The 14,434-nt window shown below is 71.5% G+C and carries 11 protein-coding genes; 3 read left to right on the top strand and 8 right to left on the bottom strand.

Translation table 11 applies throughout. From position 1 onward, the window contains the following. Nucleotides 1-4 precede the first annotated feature (4 nt). The 8 genes from AC1DE0_RS17930 to AC1DE0_RS17895 all read right to left on the bottom strand — a co-directional run bounded on the left by AC1DE0_RS17930 (nucleotide 5) and on the right by AC1DE0_RS17895 (nucleotide 9,343). Entirely contained in the window at nucleotides 5-2,491 is a 2,487-nt protein-coding gene (locus AC1DE0_RS17930; RefSeq protein WP_478103346.1) for a sensor histidine kinase, read from the bottom strand. 141 nt (nucleotides 2,492-2,632) lie between these two features. Then, a complete protein-coding gene (locus AC1DE0_RS17925; protein WP_478103341.1) occupies nucleotides 2,633-3,046 on the bottom strand; it encodes a nitroreductase family deazaflavin-dependent oxidoreductase in 414 nt (137 codons plus the stop codon). Nucleotides 3,047-3,083: 37 nt separating this feature from the next. Continuing rightward, a complete protein-coding gene (locus AC1DE0_RS17920) occupies nucleotides 3,084-4,253 on the bottom strand; it encodes an acyl-CoA dehydrogenase family protein (protein WP_478103337.1) in 1,170 nt (389 codons plus the stop codon). After that, the gene (locus AC1DE0_RS17915) at nucleotides 4,253-5,467 is read right to left on the bottom strand and encodes an acyl-CoA dehydrogenase family protein (protein ID WP_478103333.1); all 1,215 of its coding nucleotides are present in this window, start codon (nucleotides 5,465-5,467) and stop codon (nucleotides 4,253-4,255) included. Before AC1DE0_RS17915 ends, AC1DE0_RS17920 begins: the two co-directional genes overlap by 1 nt. A gap of 6 nt (nucleotides 5,468-5,473) precedes the next feature. Beyond that, complete coding sequence (locus AC1DE0_RS17910) at nucleotides 5,474-6,547, bottom strand: phosphotransferase family protein (protein WP_478103329.1); 1,074 nt, start codon at nucleotides 6,545-6,547, stop codon at nucleotides 5,474-5,476. Between the two features lies 1 nt (nucleotide 6,548). Beyond that, nucleotides 6,549-7,331 carry a 3-oxoacyl-ACP reductase FabG gene (fabG, locus tag AC1DE0_RS17905; protein ID WP_478103325.1) on the bottom strand — a complete coding sequence of 261 codons (783 nt, stop codon included), beginning with the start codon at nucleotides 7,329-7,331 and terminating at the stop codon, nucleotides 6,549-6,551. Further along, nucleotides 7,328-8,137: an SDR family NAD(P)-dependent oxidoreductase gene (locus tag AC1DE0_RS17900; protein WP_478103322.1), complete on the bottom strand. Its 810-nt coding sequence runs from the start codon at nucleotides 8,135-8,137 to the stop codon at nucleotides 7,328-7,330. Before AC1DE0_RS17900 ends, fabG begins: the two co-directional genes overlap by 4 nt. Before the next feature lie 198 nt (nucleotides 8,138-8,335). Beyond that, a complete protein-coding gene (locus AC1DE0_RS17895; protein WP_478103318.1) occupies nucleotides 8,336-9,343 on the bottom strand; it encodes an alpha/beta hydrolase in 1,008 nt (335 codons plus the stop codon). A gap of 184 nt (nucleotides 9,344-9,527) precedes the next feature. Here AC1DE0_RS17895 and AC1DE0_RS17890 point away from each other — a divergent pair, with 184 nt between their 5' ends. From AC1DE0_RS17890 to AC1DE0_RS17880, 3 genes are all read left to right on the top strand, one after another. Further along, a complete protein-coding gene (locus AC1DE0_RS17890) occupies nucleotides 9,528-11,105 on the top strand; it encodes an ATP-dependent DNA ligase (RefSeq protein ID WP_478103315.1) in 1,578 nt (525 codons plus the stop codon). Nucleotides 11,106-11,230: 125 nt separating this feature from the next. Continuing rightward, on the top strand, nucleotides 11,231-13,057 hold the full coding sequence (locus AC1DE0_RS17885) for a glycoside hydrolase family 3 protein (protein ID WP_478103312.1): 1,827 nt from the start codon (nucleotides 11,231-11,233) through the stop codon (nucleotides 13,055-13,057). 54 nt (nucleotides 13,058-13,111) lie between these two features. Next, the gene (locus tag AC1DE0_RS17880) at nucleotides 13,112-14,434 is read left to right on the top strand and encodes an exo-beta-N-acetylmuramidase NamZ family protein (RefSeq protein WP_478103307.1); all 1,323 of its coding nucleotides are present in this window, start codon (nucleotides 13,112-13,114) and stop codon (nucleotides 14,432-14,434) included.

Below are 14,434 nucleotides of genomic sequence, written 5' to 3'. Positions count from 1 at the left end.
CGAGCTACGAATCGTCCTTCTGGTCACGATATGTCCGACCAGCGCGCAAGAGGGCCGGTCCGTCGGAATTGGCCTCCGCGAGCGCCCGGGGCAGTGACACCGTGAACGTCGCACCGCGCTCGGGCTCGGAGTCGACCGAGACGGTGCCGCCGTGGCCCTCGGCGATGGCCCGCACGATCGACAGGCCGAGCCCCGAGCCCTGGATCGCCCTCTCGTTGGCCGCGTGGGACCGGAAGAACCGCGCGAAGACCCGCTCGTGGTCGGCGGCCGGGATGCCCATGCCGGAGTCGGCGACGACGAGGTGCACCGTGCTCGGCTCCTGCTCGTCGGCCCGCAGGTCGAGGCTGACCCAGCCCCCGTCGGGTGTGAACTTCACGGCGTTGGTCAGCAGGTTGGTCACCATCCGCTCGAGCGCCACGGGGTCGCCCTCGACCCACAGGGGACGCTCCGCGACCTCCACCCGGCGGTCGAGGTCGCGCTGGGCCGTCACGGTGTTCACCGACGACCACGCGCTCGCGACGACATCGGTCAGGTCGCACCGCCGCAGGTCGAGCTGGAGGCGGCCGGCCTCGATGCGCGAGTTGAGCAGCAGGTCCTCGATGAGCGAGAGCAGCCGCCGCCCGTTGCGGTCGACGCGTGAGACGAGCTCGAGCTGACGGTCGGTCAGCGGACCGGCGGCGCCGTCCTCGAGCATCTCGGCATAGCCGAGGACGCTGGCCAGCGGCGTACGCAGCTCGTGGCTGACGGCCGAGACGAAGTCGGACTTCGTGCGGTCGAGCGCGGTGAGCTCCTCGACGGCCTGCCGCTCACGGTCGAGGGCGACCTGGAGCGCGACCTCGGCCTGCCGGCGCCGGGTCACGTCCTCGGCGACGGCGAGGTAGCCGGTGAGGCTTCCGGCCTGGTCGCGAATGCCGCTCATCGTCAGCGACACGGTGCGCCGCGTGCCGTCCTTGCGCACACACGTCCAGTCGCGCGTCTCGGCGGGCGCGCCTTGCCTGACCGGGTGGACGAGCACGTCGAAGCCCGGCTCGACCCCGAGCTCGGCAGCCCGGGTGGCGATCTCGGCGGGGTCGTGGAGTAGCGGCCAGTCGTGCCGTCCCACGACGTCGGACGCGCGCCACCCGAGGACGTTCTCGGCCCCGCGGTTGAAGAGGGTGACGACGCCCTCGAGGTCCATGCCGATGATGGCCGTGGCGGTCGCCGCCTCGAGCACCGCCTCGACGAAGGTGCGGGCGGCGCGTTCGTCGGTCACGTCGACACCGGTCTTGACGAGGTGCGTGCGGCGCCCCGTGTCGTCGGTGAGGTAGGCGTTGGTCCACACCAGCCGGCGCACGCCCAGACCCGTCACGTGCCAGTCGTGCTCCTCGGTGAGCGGGGAGGTTCCCGAGGTGATCCCGGCCATCGTCGCGACCACGCGCTCGCGGTCGGCTACAGGGAAGGCGTCGGCGGCGAGCCGTCCGACGATGGCCGCCTCCGTGTCGCCGATGAGCCGGGCGGCGGTGGCGTTGATCCGTGCGATCGTGCCGTTGCGGTCGACCACGACGATGGCGCTGGCGGCGGTGTCGAGCACGACACCGCTCAGTTCCACCTCGTCGCGCAACTCGGCCAGCGCGTTCCGGCGCTGGGTCGAGGCCACGGCGAGCGACAGGGCGGTGACAGCCGCCGTGGCGAGGAAGGCCTGCGTCAGGGCTCCGACGGTCTCGGGCCGGATGCCACCGGTGAGGGCCGCCGACGCGAACGGGCCACCGCCGAGGCTCGTCATCACGACGGCGGTGACGCCGACCACGAGCAACTGGACGGCGACGGTGCGCTGGCCGAGGCGGAGCGCTCCCCAGACGAGCACCGGGATGGGCAGGAAGGCGAGGGGTAGCGGCTGGCCGGCGTGGAAGACCCAGACCGTCACCCCCACCACTGCGACCCACTGGACGAGGTCCTCGAACCCGAGCGGCTGGGCGCGCCGCGCCCTCGCGGCGAGGCCCATCGGGGCAAGGACCAGCACCGCGGCGGCGTGCGACGCGGTCACGGCTGACATCGTCGCGAGGAACGGCCCGTCCAGTCCGAAGCGCACGGTGATCCCGGCGAGCACTCCGAACACGAGAGCCCCGGCGAGGGTGGCCGCGAGCAGTCGCCAGAGGTCCTCCATCGTCGCCAGGGTGGGGCGGCGGACGCCGCGCGTGAGCAGGCCGTGGACGACGGCCGCCTCCGCCGCGTTCGCGACCCCGAAGCACAGGGCGACGACAGGCGGTCGTCCCCCGTAGTAGTTGGCGGCCCCGCTGAAGAGGAGCACCCCGACGAGGAAGACGTAGGCACGCCGGTCACGGCCGGTGGCGAGCAGGAAAGAGACGGCGAGCCCGGCAGCCGGCCACCAGACCGCCACCGTCGACCCGGGCGGGGCGAACCGCACCGCGGTGACGCCGAGCACGAAGACGCCGGCCAGGGCGAGCAGGGCCCAGACCCACCAGTTCCAGCGGGCGAACACCCGCCGCGTCACTCGGCGGCCCCTGACGGGGCCAGCCGCGGCGTGGAGCCGGCCGCGGCTCTCTGCGCGCACGTCATCGACCCATGATGTCGCAGACGGGCTGCCAATCCGACAAAAGGGACGTATGCCGTACCGTGTCGTCAGGGCGCGGCGTCACCAGCCCGACTGCATCGCGGAGCGCTGCGGCGCCGGTTCACGGGTCAGCTGCAGGAAGCCGTGCGGCAGGTCCTGCCGCTGGATGCCGCGTCGGAGCAGGCCGGTGGCCGCCTCGAGGGCGACCTCCTTGCCGACGAAGGTCGGCTCGGTGCAGACGAACTCCCGGCCCTTCCAGCGGATGGTGCAGCCGCCGGCGTGCCGCACGTTGCGAGCCCAGTCGGTGCCCCGCCCCCACGGCAGCGCGATGAGGAACGTCGTGGGCGTCGGCACGACGGCGACCGGGGTCGCATAGGGCCGCCCGCTCGTGCGCCCGGTGTGTCGGAGCACGGCCCACAGCGGGAGGAACCGGTGCCCCGCGAGGCGCACCGCGACCTTGTTGAACTGCTTGGCACTTGCGGGAGGGCCTGCCATGCGTCCAGCATGCCTCGGCCCGCAGCAGGGTGGAAGGTCAGCCCAGGTGCCCGCGCACCGAGGCGTGGCCACGCAGCAGGTTGCGGGCGATGGTTCGTCGCTGGATCTCGTCGGTGCCCTCGTAGATCCGCAGCAGGCGCAGCTCGCGGTACCAGCGCTCGACGGGCAGCTCGCGGGTGTAGCCCATGCCGCCGTGCATCTGGAGCACGCGGTCGACGATCTCGTTGGCTTTCACCCCGCCGAAGAGCTTGGCGATCGACTGCGACTGGCGCGAGTCGATGCCACGGTCGACCTGCCAGGCGGCCGTGAGCACGAGCCAACGCAGCGCCTCGATCTCGACGGCCGAGTCGGCGACCATCCACTGGATGGCCTGCCGGCTGGCGATCGGCTCGCCGAACGTCACGCGGTTGCGGGCGTGCTCCATCCCCATCTCGACGAGCCGCTCGCAGGCACCGAGCGCGCGGGCCGGCAGCATGTAGCGGCCCTTGCCGATCCACCGCATGGCGAGCTCGAAACCCTTGCCCTCCTCGCCGAGGATGGCCGAGTGCGGCACCCGGACGTCCTCGAAGACGAGGGCGGCCGGGCCCCACTCACCCATCGTGTCGATGGGCTCGCTGCGCCAGCCGAGCTCGCGGTCGACGAGGAAGCACGTGACGCCACCGTCGGCGCCCTTCTCCTTGTCGGTGACGGCGAAGACCATGACGAAGTCGGCCTCGTTGCCGCCGGTGATGAACGTCTTCTCGCCGTTGATGACCCACTCGTCGCCGTCGCGGCGGGCGCTCGTGCGGATGGCGCGGGCGTCGGAGCCGGCGCCGGGCTCGGTGATCGCGAAGCACGACTTGCGGGTGCCCTCGATCGTCGGCACGAGGTAGCGCTCCTGCTGCTCCTCGGTGGCGCTGAAGAGGATGTTGTCGGCCTCACCGGCGAACGTGAACTGGACGAACGAGCGGCCGAGCTCGATCTCGATGAGCGCGGCGACCACCGCGCCCTGCCCCATGCCGCCGTGGCTCTCGGGCGTCTGCACGCCGAAGAACCCTGACGCCTTCGCCTTGTCCTGCAACGCTTTCAGCTCGTCGGCCGTGATGCCGCGCTCGTACCTCCGCTCGCGCTCGAGCACCTGCGGCTCGAGCGGCATGATCTCCTTGCGCACGAAGGTGCGCACCCAGTCGCGGATCTCGCGCTCCTCGGCGCTGAGGTCGAAGTCCATCAGGTGTGCCTCCTCAGCTCGGCCTTGGCGAGGGCGTTCTTGTGCACCTCGTCGGGTCCGTCGGCGAAGCGCAGTGTACGGATGCCGGCGAACGCGGCGGCGAGCTCGGTGTCCTGGCTCAGGCCGGCCGCGCCGTGGGCCTGGATGGCCTTGTCGAGGATCCACTCGACCGTCCTGGGTGTGGCGATCTTGATCGCCTGGATCTCGGTGTGGGCGCCCTTGTTGCCGACCGTGTCCATGAGCCACGCGGTCTTGAGCACGAGGAGGCGCAGCTGCTCGATGCGCACCCGCGACTCGGCGATCCAGTCGCGGACCACGCCCTGCTCGGCGATCGGCCGGCCGAACGCGACGCGCTCGGACGCGCGCCGGCACATCGCCTCGATGGCGACCTCGGCGAGGCCGATCGAGCGCATGCAGTGGTGGATGCGGCCCGGACCGAGCCGGGCCTGGGCGATGGCGAAACCGGTGCCCTCGTCACCGATGAGGTTGGAGGCGGGAACGCGGACGTCGGTGAAGCGCAGCTCGGCGTGGCCACCGTGGTCGTGGTCGTCGTAGCCGAAGACCTCCATGCCGCGCACGACCTCGAGCCCGGGGGTGTCGCGCGGGACGAGGACCATCGACTGCTGCCGGTGCCGGTCGGCGGTGGGGTCGGTCTTGCCCATGACGATGAAGATCTGGCACTCGGGGTTCATCGCGCCCGTGATCCACCACTTGCGGCCGTTGATGACGTAGTCGTCGCCGTCACGGCGGATCGACAGCTCGATGTTGGTGGCGTCGCTGCTCGCGACGTCGGGCTCGGTCATGGCGAAGGCCGAGCGGATCTCCCCACGCAGCAAGGGTTCCAGCCATTCGGACTGCTGGGCATCGGTGCCGAACTGCGTCAGGACCTCCATGTTGCCGGTGTCGGGGGCGGCGCAGTTGAGCACGGCCGGCGCGAGCCGGATGCAGCGCCCGGTGATCTCGGCGAGCGGGGCGTACTGGAGGTTGGTCAGCCCTGCGCCGCGGTCTCCGGGGAGGAAGACGTTCCAGAGGCCGAGGTCGCGCGCCTCGGTGCGAAGCGTCTGGAGCACCGGTGCCGTGCTCCACGCCCAGCGATCGTCGAGGGCGGCGACCTGTTCGTCGAAGAGCGGCAGCGACGGCACGATGCGCTCGTCCATGAAGCCGAGCAGCTCCTGGCGCAGCTCCTCCGTCTTGGCGTCGAATCCGAAGTCCATGGTGGCTCAGTCCTCCTCGGTGCCGACTGCACGGAGCCCCGCTGCGACGAGAGGGCCGGTGGCCTCCCCGATGCGCGCGAAGCCCGAGCCGACGGTCTGGCCCTGGGTGTAGCGGTAGTGGATGCCCTCCAGGATCACCGCGAGCTTGAAGTAGGCGAGCCCGAGGTGGAACGAGAGGTGCGTGAGGTCTCGCCCGCTCGCGGCGGCATACCTCTGGCGCAGCTCGGGTCCGGAGATGAAGCCGGGCGTGCGTGACACGTCGGACACGGCGACGCTGTCCATCATGCGCGGGAGCGTCTGGTAGGCCTCGAGCAGCGCGACGTCGGTGAGCGGGTCGCCGATGGTGGCCATCTCCCAGTCGAGCACGGCCGAGACCTGGTCCTCGTCGGTGACGAGCAGGTTGTCGAGCCGGAAGTCGCCGTGCACGATGGCCGGGTCGCCTTGTGCCGGCACCGTCTTCGCGAGGCGCTCGTGCAGCTCGTCGATGCCCGGCAGGTCGCGGCTGCGCGAGGCGTCGAGCTGCTGCTTCCACCGCCGCACCTGCCGCTCGAGGAACCCCTCGGGGCGCCCGAAGTCGCCCAGCCCGACCTCGTGCGGGTCGACGGCGTGCAGGCCGACGAGGGTGTCGACCATGCGCTCGCTGATGGCGCGCACCCGCTCGGGACCGATCGGGCCCAGCTGCGCGGCAAAGCGGTAGGGCGTGCCCGCGACGCGCTCCATGACGTAGAACGGCGCGCCGATGACGTCGGGGTCGTCGCACACGGCATACGTCGTCGGGACCGGCACGGCGGTGTCGCGCAGCGCGGTGATGACCCGGTGCTCGCGCCCCATGTCGTGCGCGGTGGCCAGCACGTGCCCGAGCGGCGGCCGCCGCACGATGATCGTCGTGCTGCCGTCACCGACCTCGTAGGTGAGGTTGGACTTGCCGCCCGCCACGACCCGCCCGGTGAGTGGACCGTCCAGCAGTCCGGGTGCGGCGCTGCCGAGCCAGTCCGCCAGACGTGCGAGGGGCAGTCCGGGCGGATCCTCGAGCGGTCGCTCGGGCCCGTCGGTGCGGCCGTGCTGATCGGGTTCGGTCACGTCAGTCCTTCGGGCCGCCGGCCACGTAGATGACCTGGCCCGAGACGAACCCGGCCCCCTCGCTGACGAGGAACGACGCCGTGGCGGCGATGTCCTCGGGCTGGCCGACGCGGCCGACGGGGATCTCCTTGGCCGCGCCCTCGAGGAACTGCTCGAAGGTGATGCCCATGCGCTCGGCCGTCTGGCGCGTCATGTCGGTGGCGATGAAGCCCGGGGCGATGGCGTTGGCCGTGACGCCGAACTTGCCGAGCTCGATGGCGAGCGTCTTCGTGAAGCCCTGCAGGCCGGCCTTGGCGGCGGAGTAGTTGGCCTGGCCGCGGTTGCCGAGGGCGGAGGTCGAGCTGAGGTTGACGACGCGGCCCCACTTGGCGTCGATCATGTGCTTCTGGGCGGCGCGCGTCATGAGGAAGGAGCCGCGGAGGTGGACGTTCATGACGGCGTCCCAGTCGCCCGCGGTCATCTTGAAGAGCATGTTGTCGCGGATGATGCCTGCGTTGTTGACGAGCACCGTCGGTGCGCCGAGCTCGGCAGCGACGCGGTCGACGGCAGCCTGCACGCCCTCCTCGTCGGACACGTCGACCCCGATAGCCAGCCCCTTGCCTCCGGCCGCCTCGATCTGCGAAACCACTGCAGCGCAGGCGGACTCGTCGAGGTCGAGCACTGCGACGGCGAACCCGTCGGCGGCGAGGCGCTGGGCGACGGCCGCGCCGATGCCGCGGGCGGCGCCCGTGACGATGGCGGTGCGCTGGGTGGTCGTGTCGGCCGTGGTGGGCTGGTCGGTCATACGTGCTCCTGGGTGGGGGTGGTGGAGGTCTGGGTCTGCGTCTGTGTCTGGTGGTCGAGCTTCTGCTGGAGCCGGTTCATGCCGGCGAGCCAGGCGTCGGGGTGGGCGGCGCGCTGTGCGTAGTAGTCACGCACCTCAGGGTGGGGCAGTACGTAGAAGTCGTCGGTGGCGAGCGCCTGCCAGGCCGCCTCGGCGACCTCGTCGGCCGTCAGGGTCGCGTCGAGGGTGAGCAGGTCCTTGAGCGGACCGGAGCCGTCGAGCATCCGCGTCTGCACGCCCTGCGGGCAGATCGCCTGCACGACGATGCCGCGGTGGCGATAGGTCGCGCTCAGCCACTCCGCGAAGGAGACGGCGGCGTGCTTGCTGACGGAGTAGGGCGCATCGCCGAGCATCGTGAGCAGCCCTGCGGCAGAGGCGGTCACGACGAGGCGGCCGCCGCCTGCCTCGAGCCAGCGGGGCACGAGAAGGCGCGCCGCGCGCACGTGGGCGAGCACGTTGGTCTCGAGGGTGCGGGCCCACTCGGCGTCCGAGGCGTCGAGCCCCTTCAGCGTGCCGATGCCGGCGTTGGCGAAGTAGACGTCGACGTGCCCGAGGTGCCCGTATGCCGTGTCGACGAGGTGGCGTACGCCCGCGTCGGTCGAGGTGTCGCCGGGAACGGCGAGCGCTCCGGTCTCGGTGGCGACCGCGGCGAGCTCGTCGGCGTCGAGGTCGGCGACGACGACCTGCCACCCCTCACGCGCGAGGCGGGTGGCGATGGCTCGCCCGATGCCCCGGGCGGCTCCGGTGACGACGGCGGTGTCGGGCATGCTGCTCCTCGCGAGTGGACTAAGCGCTTGCTTACCTTGACGACAACAGCCCCTCCCCGTCAAGTGACCCTCAACCGTCGAGAGGCCAAAGTTCGCGGCCTCCCACCCGTCGAGAGGCCAAAGTTCGCGGCCCCTCAACCGTCGAGAGGCCAAAGTTCGCGGCCTCCCACCGGTCGAGGGGCCAAACTCGGCGACCCCTCAGGACGTGACGCGTTGGATGAACGCGACAGCGCGGTCCAGCGCCTCGCGTCCCGCGGCCGTGTCGAGGTCGAGCTGGAACTCGTGCCCGAGCCGAGGCTCGTGGTCGTCGGCGAAGAGAAGGGTTTCGTGGTCGATGCCATGAGACTCCAGCGACCGGACCAGCCCCAGCGTGTGCGGTAGGAGGGGGTCGCCGTTTCCGGCCGACACGAACGTCGGCGGGAAGGCGGGCGTCAGGTTCGGCGGGATCGACCCCTCCCCCGTGACCCTTACGTCCCGCCGCTGCGGACCGAGGTACGACCAGATCGCCGTGTCGACGAGCCAGCTTCCGAGCCGTGTCGACCCTCGAGCCAACGTGAAGTCGTACGCGCCACAGAAGAGCACGACACCTCGCACCGTGACCGGTGCCAGGTCGACCGCGATGCCCACACCACGCGCATACGCCTCGTCCGTGGCGAGCAGTGCCACCTGTGCCGCGATCTGGGCTCCAGCGGAGTCGCCGGCCAGGATGATCCGCGTGGGGTCGATACCGAGGCGGTCGGCGTGGTCGACGAGGTGGTCGAGAGCGGAGGCCACCTGCCGCACCGGCGTGGGGTAGCGCGCCCCGGGCGCGATCGAGTAGTCGACCCCCACCGACGCGAGGCCTCTGCCGGCGAGCACGCGCAGGTAGTTCGCGACGTCACCCTTGGAGCCGGAGACGAAGGCCCCTCCGTGCACCCAGACGACGGTCGGTAGGGGCTCGGCCCGCTCGGGCCGGAACACATCGAGCCGCCCGTCCGGTGAGGAGATGTCGTACGCCTCGTCGAGGTCCTCGACGAGCCCGCCGGGAACGTGGCGCTCGAGAGACGCACTCGCCCGCGCCGCGCCGCGGTCGAAGATCGCCCGGATGGCCAGGGCGGACGGCCACGGCGTCACCCGACTCGCGACGGCGAGCAGGCCAGCGGCTGCAGCCGCGCCCTGTGCGGTGGTCCGCGCCAGGGCGCGAGCCCGGAGCCCGGTTCCGCGCATGAGTCGAATCTAGACCTGACGCCTACGTGCTGGCCTCTCGATGTTCGGGAGGCAGCGAACTCTGGCCTTTCGACGGTTGGGGGGCAGCGAACTTTGGCCTTTCGACGGTTGGGGGGCAACGAACTTTGGCCTTTCGACGGTTGAGAGGGGTCTGGGTGTGGGTGGGAGCGGGCAGGATCGGGACATGCAGCTCTCCGACGTCGTCGCCACCTCCCACGCCGTCGCCGCGACGTCGTCGCGCACCGCCAAGGTCGAGGCCCTCGCCGCCTGTCTCTCCAGCGCAGCCGCTGACGGCCCGGCCACGGTCGAGGTCGTCACCGCGCACCTGTCGGGCGCACTGCCGCAGCGGCGCATCGGCGTGAGCTGGCGCGGCCTGCAGGGTCTGCCCGAGCCGGCAGCCACGAGCACCCTCACGGTGCAGGAGGTCGACGCTGCCGCGACCGCGATCGCCGCCATCGGGGGCTCGGGCTCCGCCGCGGCGCGCACCGCCGCCGTCCGCGACCTCTTCGGTCGCGCGACCGCCGACGAGCAGCATTGGCTCCGCGGCCTCATCACGGGCGAGACGAGGCAGGGTGCCGGCGACGGCGTCATGCTCCAGGCCGTGGCCAAGGCAGCGGGCGTGCCCGACGCTGCCGTCCGTCGAGCCGTCATGCTCGCCGGGTTCGCCGGCCCGGTCGCGAGCGCCGCCCTCACCGGTGGTGTCGAGGCGCTCGAGGCGCTCACGCTCGAGGTCGGCCGCCCGCTGCGGCCCATGCTCGCCGGCTCGGCGCCCGACGTCGCCGCGGCCCTCACCACGCTGGGGGGCGAGGTCGTGGTCGAGACCAAGCTCGACGGCATACGGCTGCAGGCGCACGTCGACAACCGCACCAGCCCTGGTTCCGTACGCCTCTTCACCCGCACGCTCGACGAGGTGACCGACCGCATGCCCGAGATCACCGAGGCATTGGCCGCGCTCGACGTCGAGACCCTCGTGCTCGACGGCGAGGTCATCGCGCTCGCCGAGGGTGGCCGCCCTCAGCCGTTCCAGGTCACCGGCGCGCGCACGGCGAGCACCGCCGACGTCGCGCGGCTGCGCGAGGAGGTGCCGCTCACGCCGTTCTTCTTCGACCTGCTCCACCTCGACGGCGACGACCTGCTCGACCAGCCGGCAGCCACGCGCTGGGCGAGGCTCGCCGACACCGTGCCGCCGGCGTGGCTCGTGCCGCGCGAGACGACCGCTGACCCGGAGCGCGCGCAGGAGTTCTTCGCCGATCTCGTCTCGGCCGGTCACGAGGGCGTCGTCGTCAAGGACCCCGCCCTGCCGTATGCCGCGGGCAGGCGCGGTCCCGGGTGGGTGAAGGTCAAGCCGCGCCACACCCTCGACCTCGTCGTGCTCGGCGTCGAGTGGGGCAGCGGTCGCCGCCGCGGATGGCTGTCCAACATCCACCTCGGCGCGCGCGACGCCGAGAGCGGCGAGCTCGTCATGCTCGGCAAGACCTTCAAGGGCATGACCGACGAGATGCTGGCCTGGCAGACCCAGCGGTTCGGCGAGCTCGCGGTCGACCCGGCCGATGTCGAGGCCGGCCGTTCCGGGCAGCAGTGGGGTGTCGTGCCGCTGCGACCCGAGCAGGTCGTCGAGATCGCCTTCGACGGCGTGCAGCGGTCGAGCCGCTACCCCGGCGGCATGGCGCTCCGCTTCGCCCGGGTGCTGCGCTACCGCGACGACAAGCCGGTCTCCGAGATCGACACGGTGCAGACGGTGAGGTCGCTCGCCGGCTGGTGAGCCGCACGCCCGAGCGGCGCGTCCCGTGAGGACGCGCCGCTACCTGTTGCCGACCTCACCCTCCGTAGGTAAGTTCCGAGGGGTCGGCAGAATGCGTCAATTGTTCACATTCCATCGGAGGACCCATGTCCACGTCAGACCTGCCCCGTCGATCGGTGCTCGCGGGCGGACTCGCCACGACCGCCCTGGGAGTGGCCGCCGGCCGAGCCGCCGCGGCCGGAACGCCAGCAGCCGCCGCCCCGGCCCGCGTCACCGGCGAGGACGGCTGGGTCACCTCGACGCTGAGCCGGATGACGTTGGAGGAGAAGGTCGGTCAGCTCTTCATCCAGAACGTCTACGGCAAGGGCGCGACGACGCCCGACAGCCGAAACCTGCCCCTCTACGGCGTCGCGAGCCCGGCCGAGGTCGTTCAGAAGTACCACCTCGGTGGCGTCATCTACTTCGCGTGGACCGACAGCGTGCAGAACCCCGACCAGATCGTCGGCCTGTCCAACGGCCTCCAGAAGGCGGCCCTGGGCGAGAGCACCAAGGCGAAGGTCCCACTGCAGATCGCCATCGACCAGGAGCAGGGCGTGGTGACGCGCATCGGCCCACCTGCCACGCAGTTCCCCGGTTCGATGGCCCTCGGAGCCGGCGACAGCGCCCCCGATGCGCGCACGGCTGCGGCGATCACCGGCCGCGAGCTGCTCGCGATGGGCGTCAACACGAACTTCGCCCCCGTCTGCGACGTCAACGTCAACGCCCTCAACCCCGTCATCGGCACGCGCTCTTTCAGCTCACACCCCGACCTGGCCGCCGAGCTGGTCGCGGCCCAGGTCGCCGGCTACCAACGCGACGGCGGCGTCTCGTCGTCGGCCAAGCACTTCCCCGGCCACGGCGACACCGCGACCGACAGCCACCTCGCCTTCCCGATCATCACCCACACGCGCGAGCAGTGGCAGACGATCGACGCGCCGCCCTTCAAGGCCGCCATCCGCGAGGGCATCGACATGATCATGACCGCGCACCTCGCGTTCCCGGCCTTCGACGACTCGGGCGACCCGGCGACGCTGAGCCACCCGATCCTCACCGGGGTGCTGCGCGAGGAGCTGGGCTACGACGGCGTCATCGTCACCGACTCGCTCGCCATGCAGGGCGTCCGCGACAGGTACGGCGACGCCGAGGTGCCGGTCCGCGCCCTCCTCGCCGGCGTCGACCAGCTGCTCATGAGCCCTGCCATGGACGAGGCGTATGCCGCCGTGCTGGCCGCCGTGCGCAGCCACCGCATCCGCCCCAACGAGCTCGACGCCAAGGTGCGCCGCGTGCTGCGCCTCAAGTACCGCCGGGGTGTCGTGGCCCAGCCGTACGCCGACCCGGCACGCGTCGGGGCTGTCGTCGGCACCTCGGCCCACCTGGCTGCGGCGAGCGCGGTCACCGACCGCACGACGACCCTCGTGAAGAACGACACGGGCGCGCTGCCGCTCGCCGCCGGCGGCAAGAAGGTCCTCGTCACCGGCTACGGCGTCTCGACGACCGCGACCCTCGCCGCCGGCCTGACGGCCAGGGGCGCGACCGTGCAGACCCTCGAGACGGGAACATCGCCCACCGATGCCAAGGTCGCGGCAGCCGTGGCCGCGGCGGCCGACAAGGACGCCGTGGTCGTCACGACGATGAAGGCGTGGGACACGTCGGTCACCGACGCCCGTGGGGGCCAGCAGAAGCTCGTCAAGCAGCTGCTCGCCACCGGCAAGACCGTGGTCGTCGTCGCGGTGCGCGACCCCTACGACATCGCCTACTTCGCCTCCGCCCCCACCTACCTGGCGACCTACTCCTACAGCCCGGTCGCGATCGAGGCGGTGGCGCGGGTCATCACGGGCGAGGTGACCCCGACGGCGTCGCTGCCCGTCGACATCCCCGTCGCGGGCGACCCGGCGACGGTGCTCTACCCGTTCGGCCACGGCCTCACCTACTGACATGCGCACCGTCTCCGCGACCGTGCTTCTCGACCAACGATCGGAAAGCTCCAGATGACCAACCTCAACCGCCGGCAGCTGCTCGCCGCAGGCGCCCTCGGTGCCGTCGCCCTCCCCGCCACCGCCGCGGGTTCCGTTGCAGCTCAAGCCGGCCCGACGGCATACTCAAGCAGCTACCCGAGCAACCCCGTCACGACCGGCGCCCAGAGCGCTGCCGCGGCGAACTGGTCGGCGCTCGCGGGGCAGAAGGTCGGCGTCATCACCAACCCGACCGGCATCCTCACCAACCTGCGAACCATCGTCGATGAGATGCACGAGTCCGGGGCCGTCGACATCGTCGGCGTCTTCGGGCCCGAGCACGGCTTCCGGGGCACCGCGCAGGCCGGCGACTCCGAGGGCAACCACACCGACCCGCGCACCGGCCTCATGGTCTACGACGCCTACGGCGCCAACGCGGCCAAGATGACGACGCTCTTCCGCACGGCCGGCGTCGAGACGGTCGTCTTCGACATCCAGGACGTCGCCTCGCGCTTCTACACCTACATCTGGACGATGTACACGGCGATGCGCGCAGCCGTGGCGGTCGGTGCCCGCTTCATCGTGCTCGACCGACCGAACCCCATCGGCGGCAGGGCGATCGGCCCGATGATGACCACGCCGTGGACCTCTGGTGTCGGCGCCAAGGAGATCGTCCAGGCGCACGGGATGACCGTCGGTGAGCTCGCCCGCTACTTCGACGCAGAGTTCCTGCCCGCCGACGCAGGAGGTCGCCTGGCAGAGCTGTCCGTGATCCAGGTGAAGGGGTGGCGCCGCGACGTGCCGTATGCCGTCACCGGGCTCCCGTGGGTGATGCCGAGTCCCAACATGCCGACTCCCGACACCGCGCTCGTCTACCCGGGCACCGGCATGTTCGAGGGCACGAACCTCTCCGAGGGCCGCGGCACGACCCGCCCCTTCGAGCTCATCGGTGCGCCCTACGTCGACTACCGGTGGGCCGAACGCCTTGCGGCGCTTGACCTTCCGGGAGTCGGCTTCCGCGAGGCCTACTTCACGCCGACCTTCAACAAGCACGTCGGCGTCGTCTGCGGCGGCGTGCAGGTCCACGTCACCGACCCCGCGCGGTTCGACCCGATCCGCTCGACGGTCGAGATGCTCGTCGCGGCGAAGGCTCTCTACAGCGACTTCGCTTGGCGCTACGACTCCTACGACCCGGCGCGGCCCTACTGGATCGACAAGCTGACCGGGTCGCAGAGGCTGCGCACCCAGGTCTCCGCGGGCGCACCCGCCGCCGAGGTCGTGGGTGCGTGGCGCGACGAGCTGGCTGCGTTCGACGCGAGGCGCCGGCAGTACCTCCTCTACACCGGCCCGGCGAACTGA

This window comes from Terrabacter sp. 05T424, from assembly GCF_056396225.1.
Note: the sequence above shows the minus strand (reverse complement) of the source record. Positions and strands in the feature narration are given on the sequence as shown.

Coding starts and splice junctions, on each gene's coding strand:
- AC1DE0_RS17925 (WP_478103341.1), bottom strand. CDS start 3,046: ATGGCAGGCCCTCCCGCAAGTGCCAAGCAGTTCAACAAGGTCGCGGTG.
- AC1DE0_RS17920 (WP_478103337.1), bottom strand. CDS start 4,253: ATGGACTTCGACCTCAGCGCCGAGGAGCGCGAGATCCGCGACTGGGTG.
- AC1DE0_RS17915 (WP_478103333.1), bottom strand. CDS start 5,467: ATGGACTTCGGATTCGACGCCAAGACGGAGGAGCTGCGCCAGGAGCTG.
- fabG (WP_478103325.1), bottom strand. CDS start 7,331: ATGACCGACCAGCCCACCACGGCCGACACGACCACCCAGCGCACCGCC.
- AC1DE0_RS17900 (WP_478103322.1), bottom strand. CDS start 8,137: ATGCCCGACACCGCCGTCGTCACCGGAGCCGCCCGGGGCATCGGGCGA.
- AC1DE0_RS17895 (WP_478103318.1), bottom strand. CDS start 9,343: ATGCGCGGAACCGGGCTCCGGGCTCGCGCCCTGGCGCGGACCACCGCA.
- AC1DE0_RS17890 (WP_478103315.1), top strand. CDS start 9,528: ATGCAGCTCTCCGACGTCGTCGCCACCTCCCACGCCGTCGCCGCGACG.
- AC1DE0_RS17885 (WP_478103312.1), top strand. CDS start 11,231: ATGTCCACGTCAGACCTGCCCCGTCGATCGGTGCTCGCGGGCGGACTC.
- AC1DE0_RS17880 (WP_478103307.1), top strand. CDS start 13,112: ATGACCAACCTCAACCGCCGGCAGCTGCTCGCCGCAGGCGCCCTCGGT.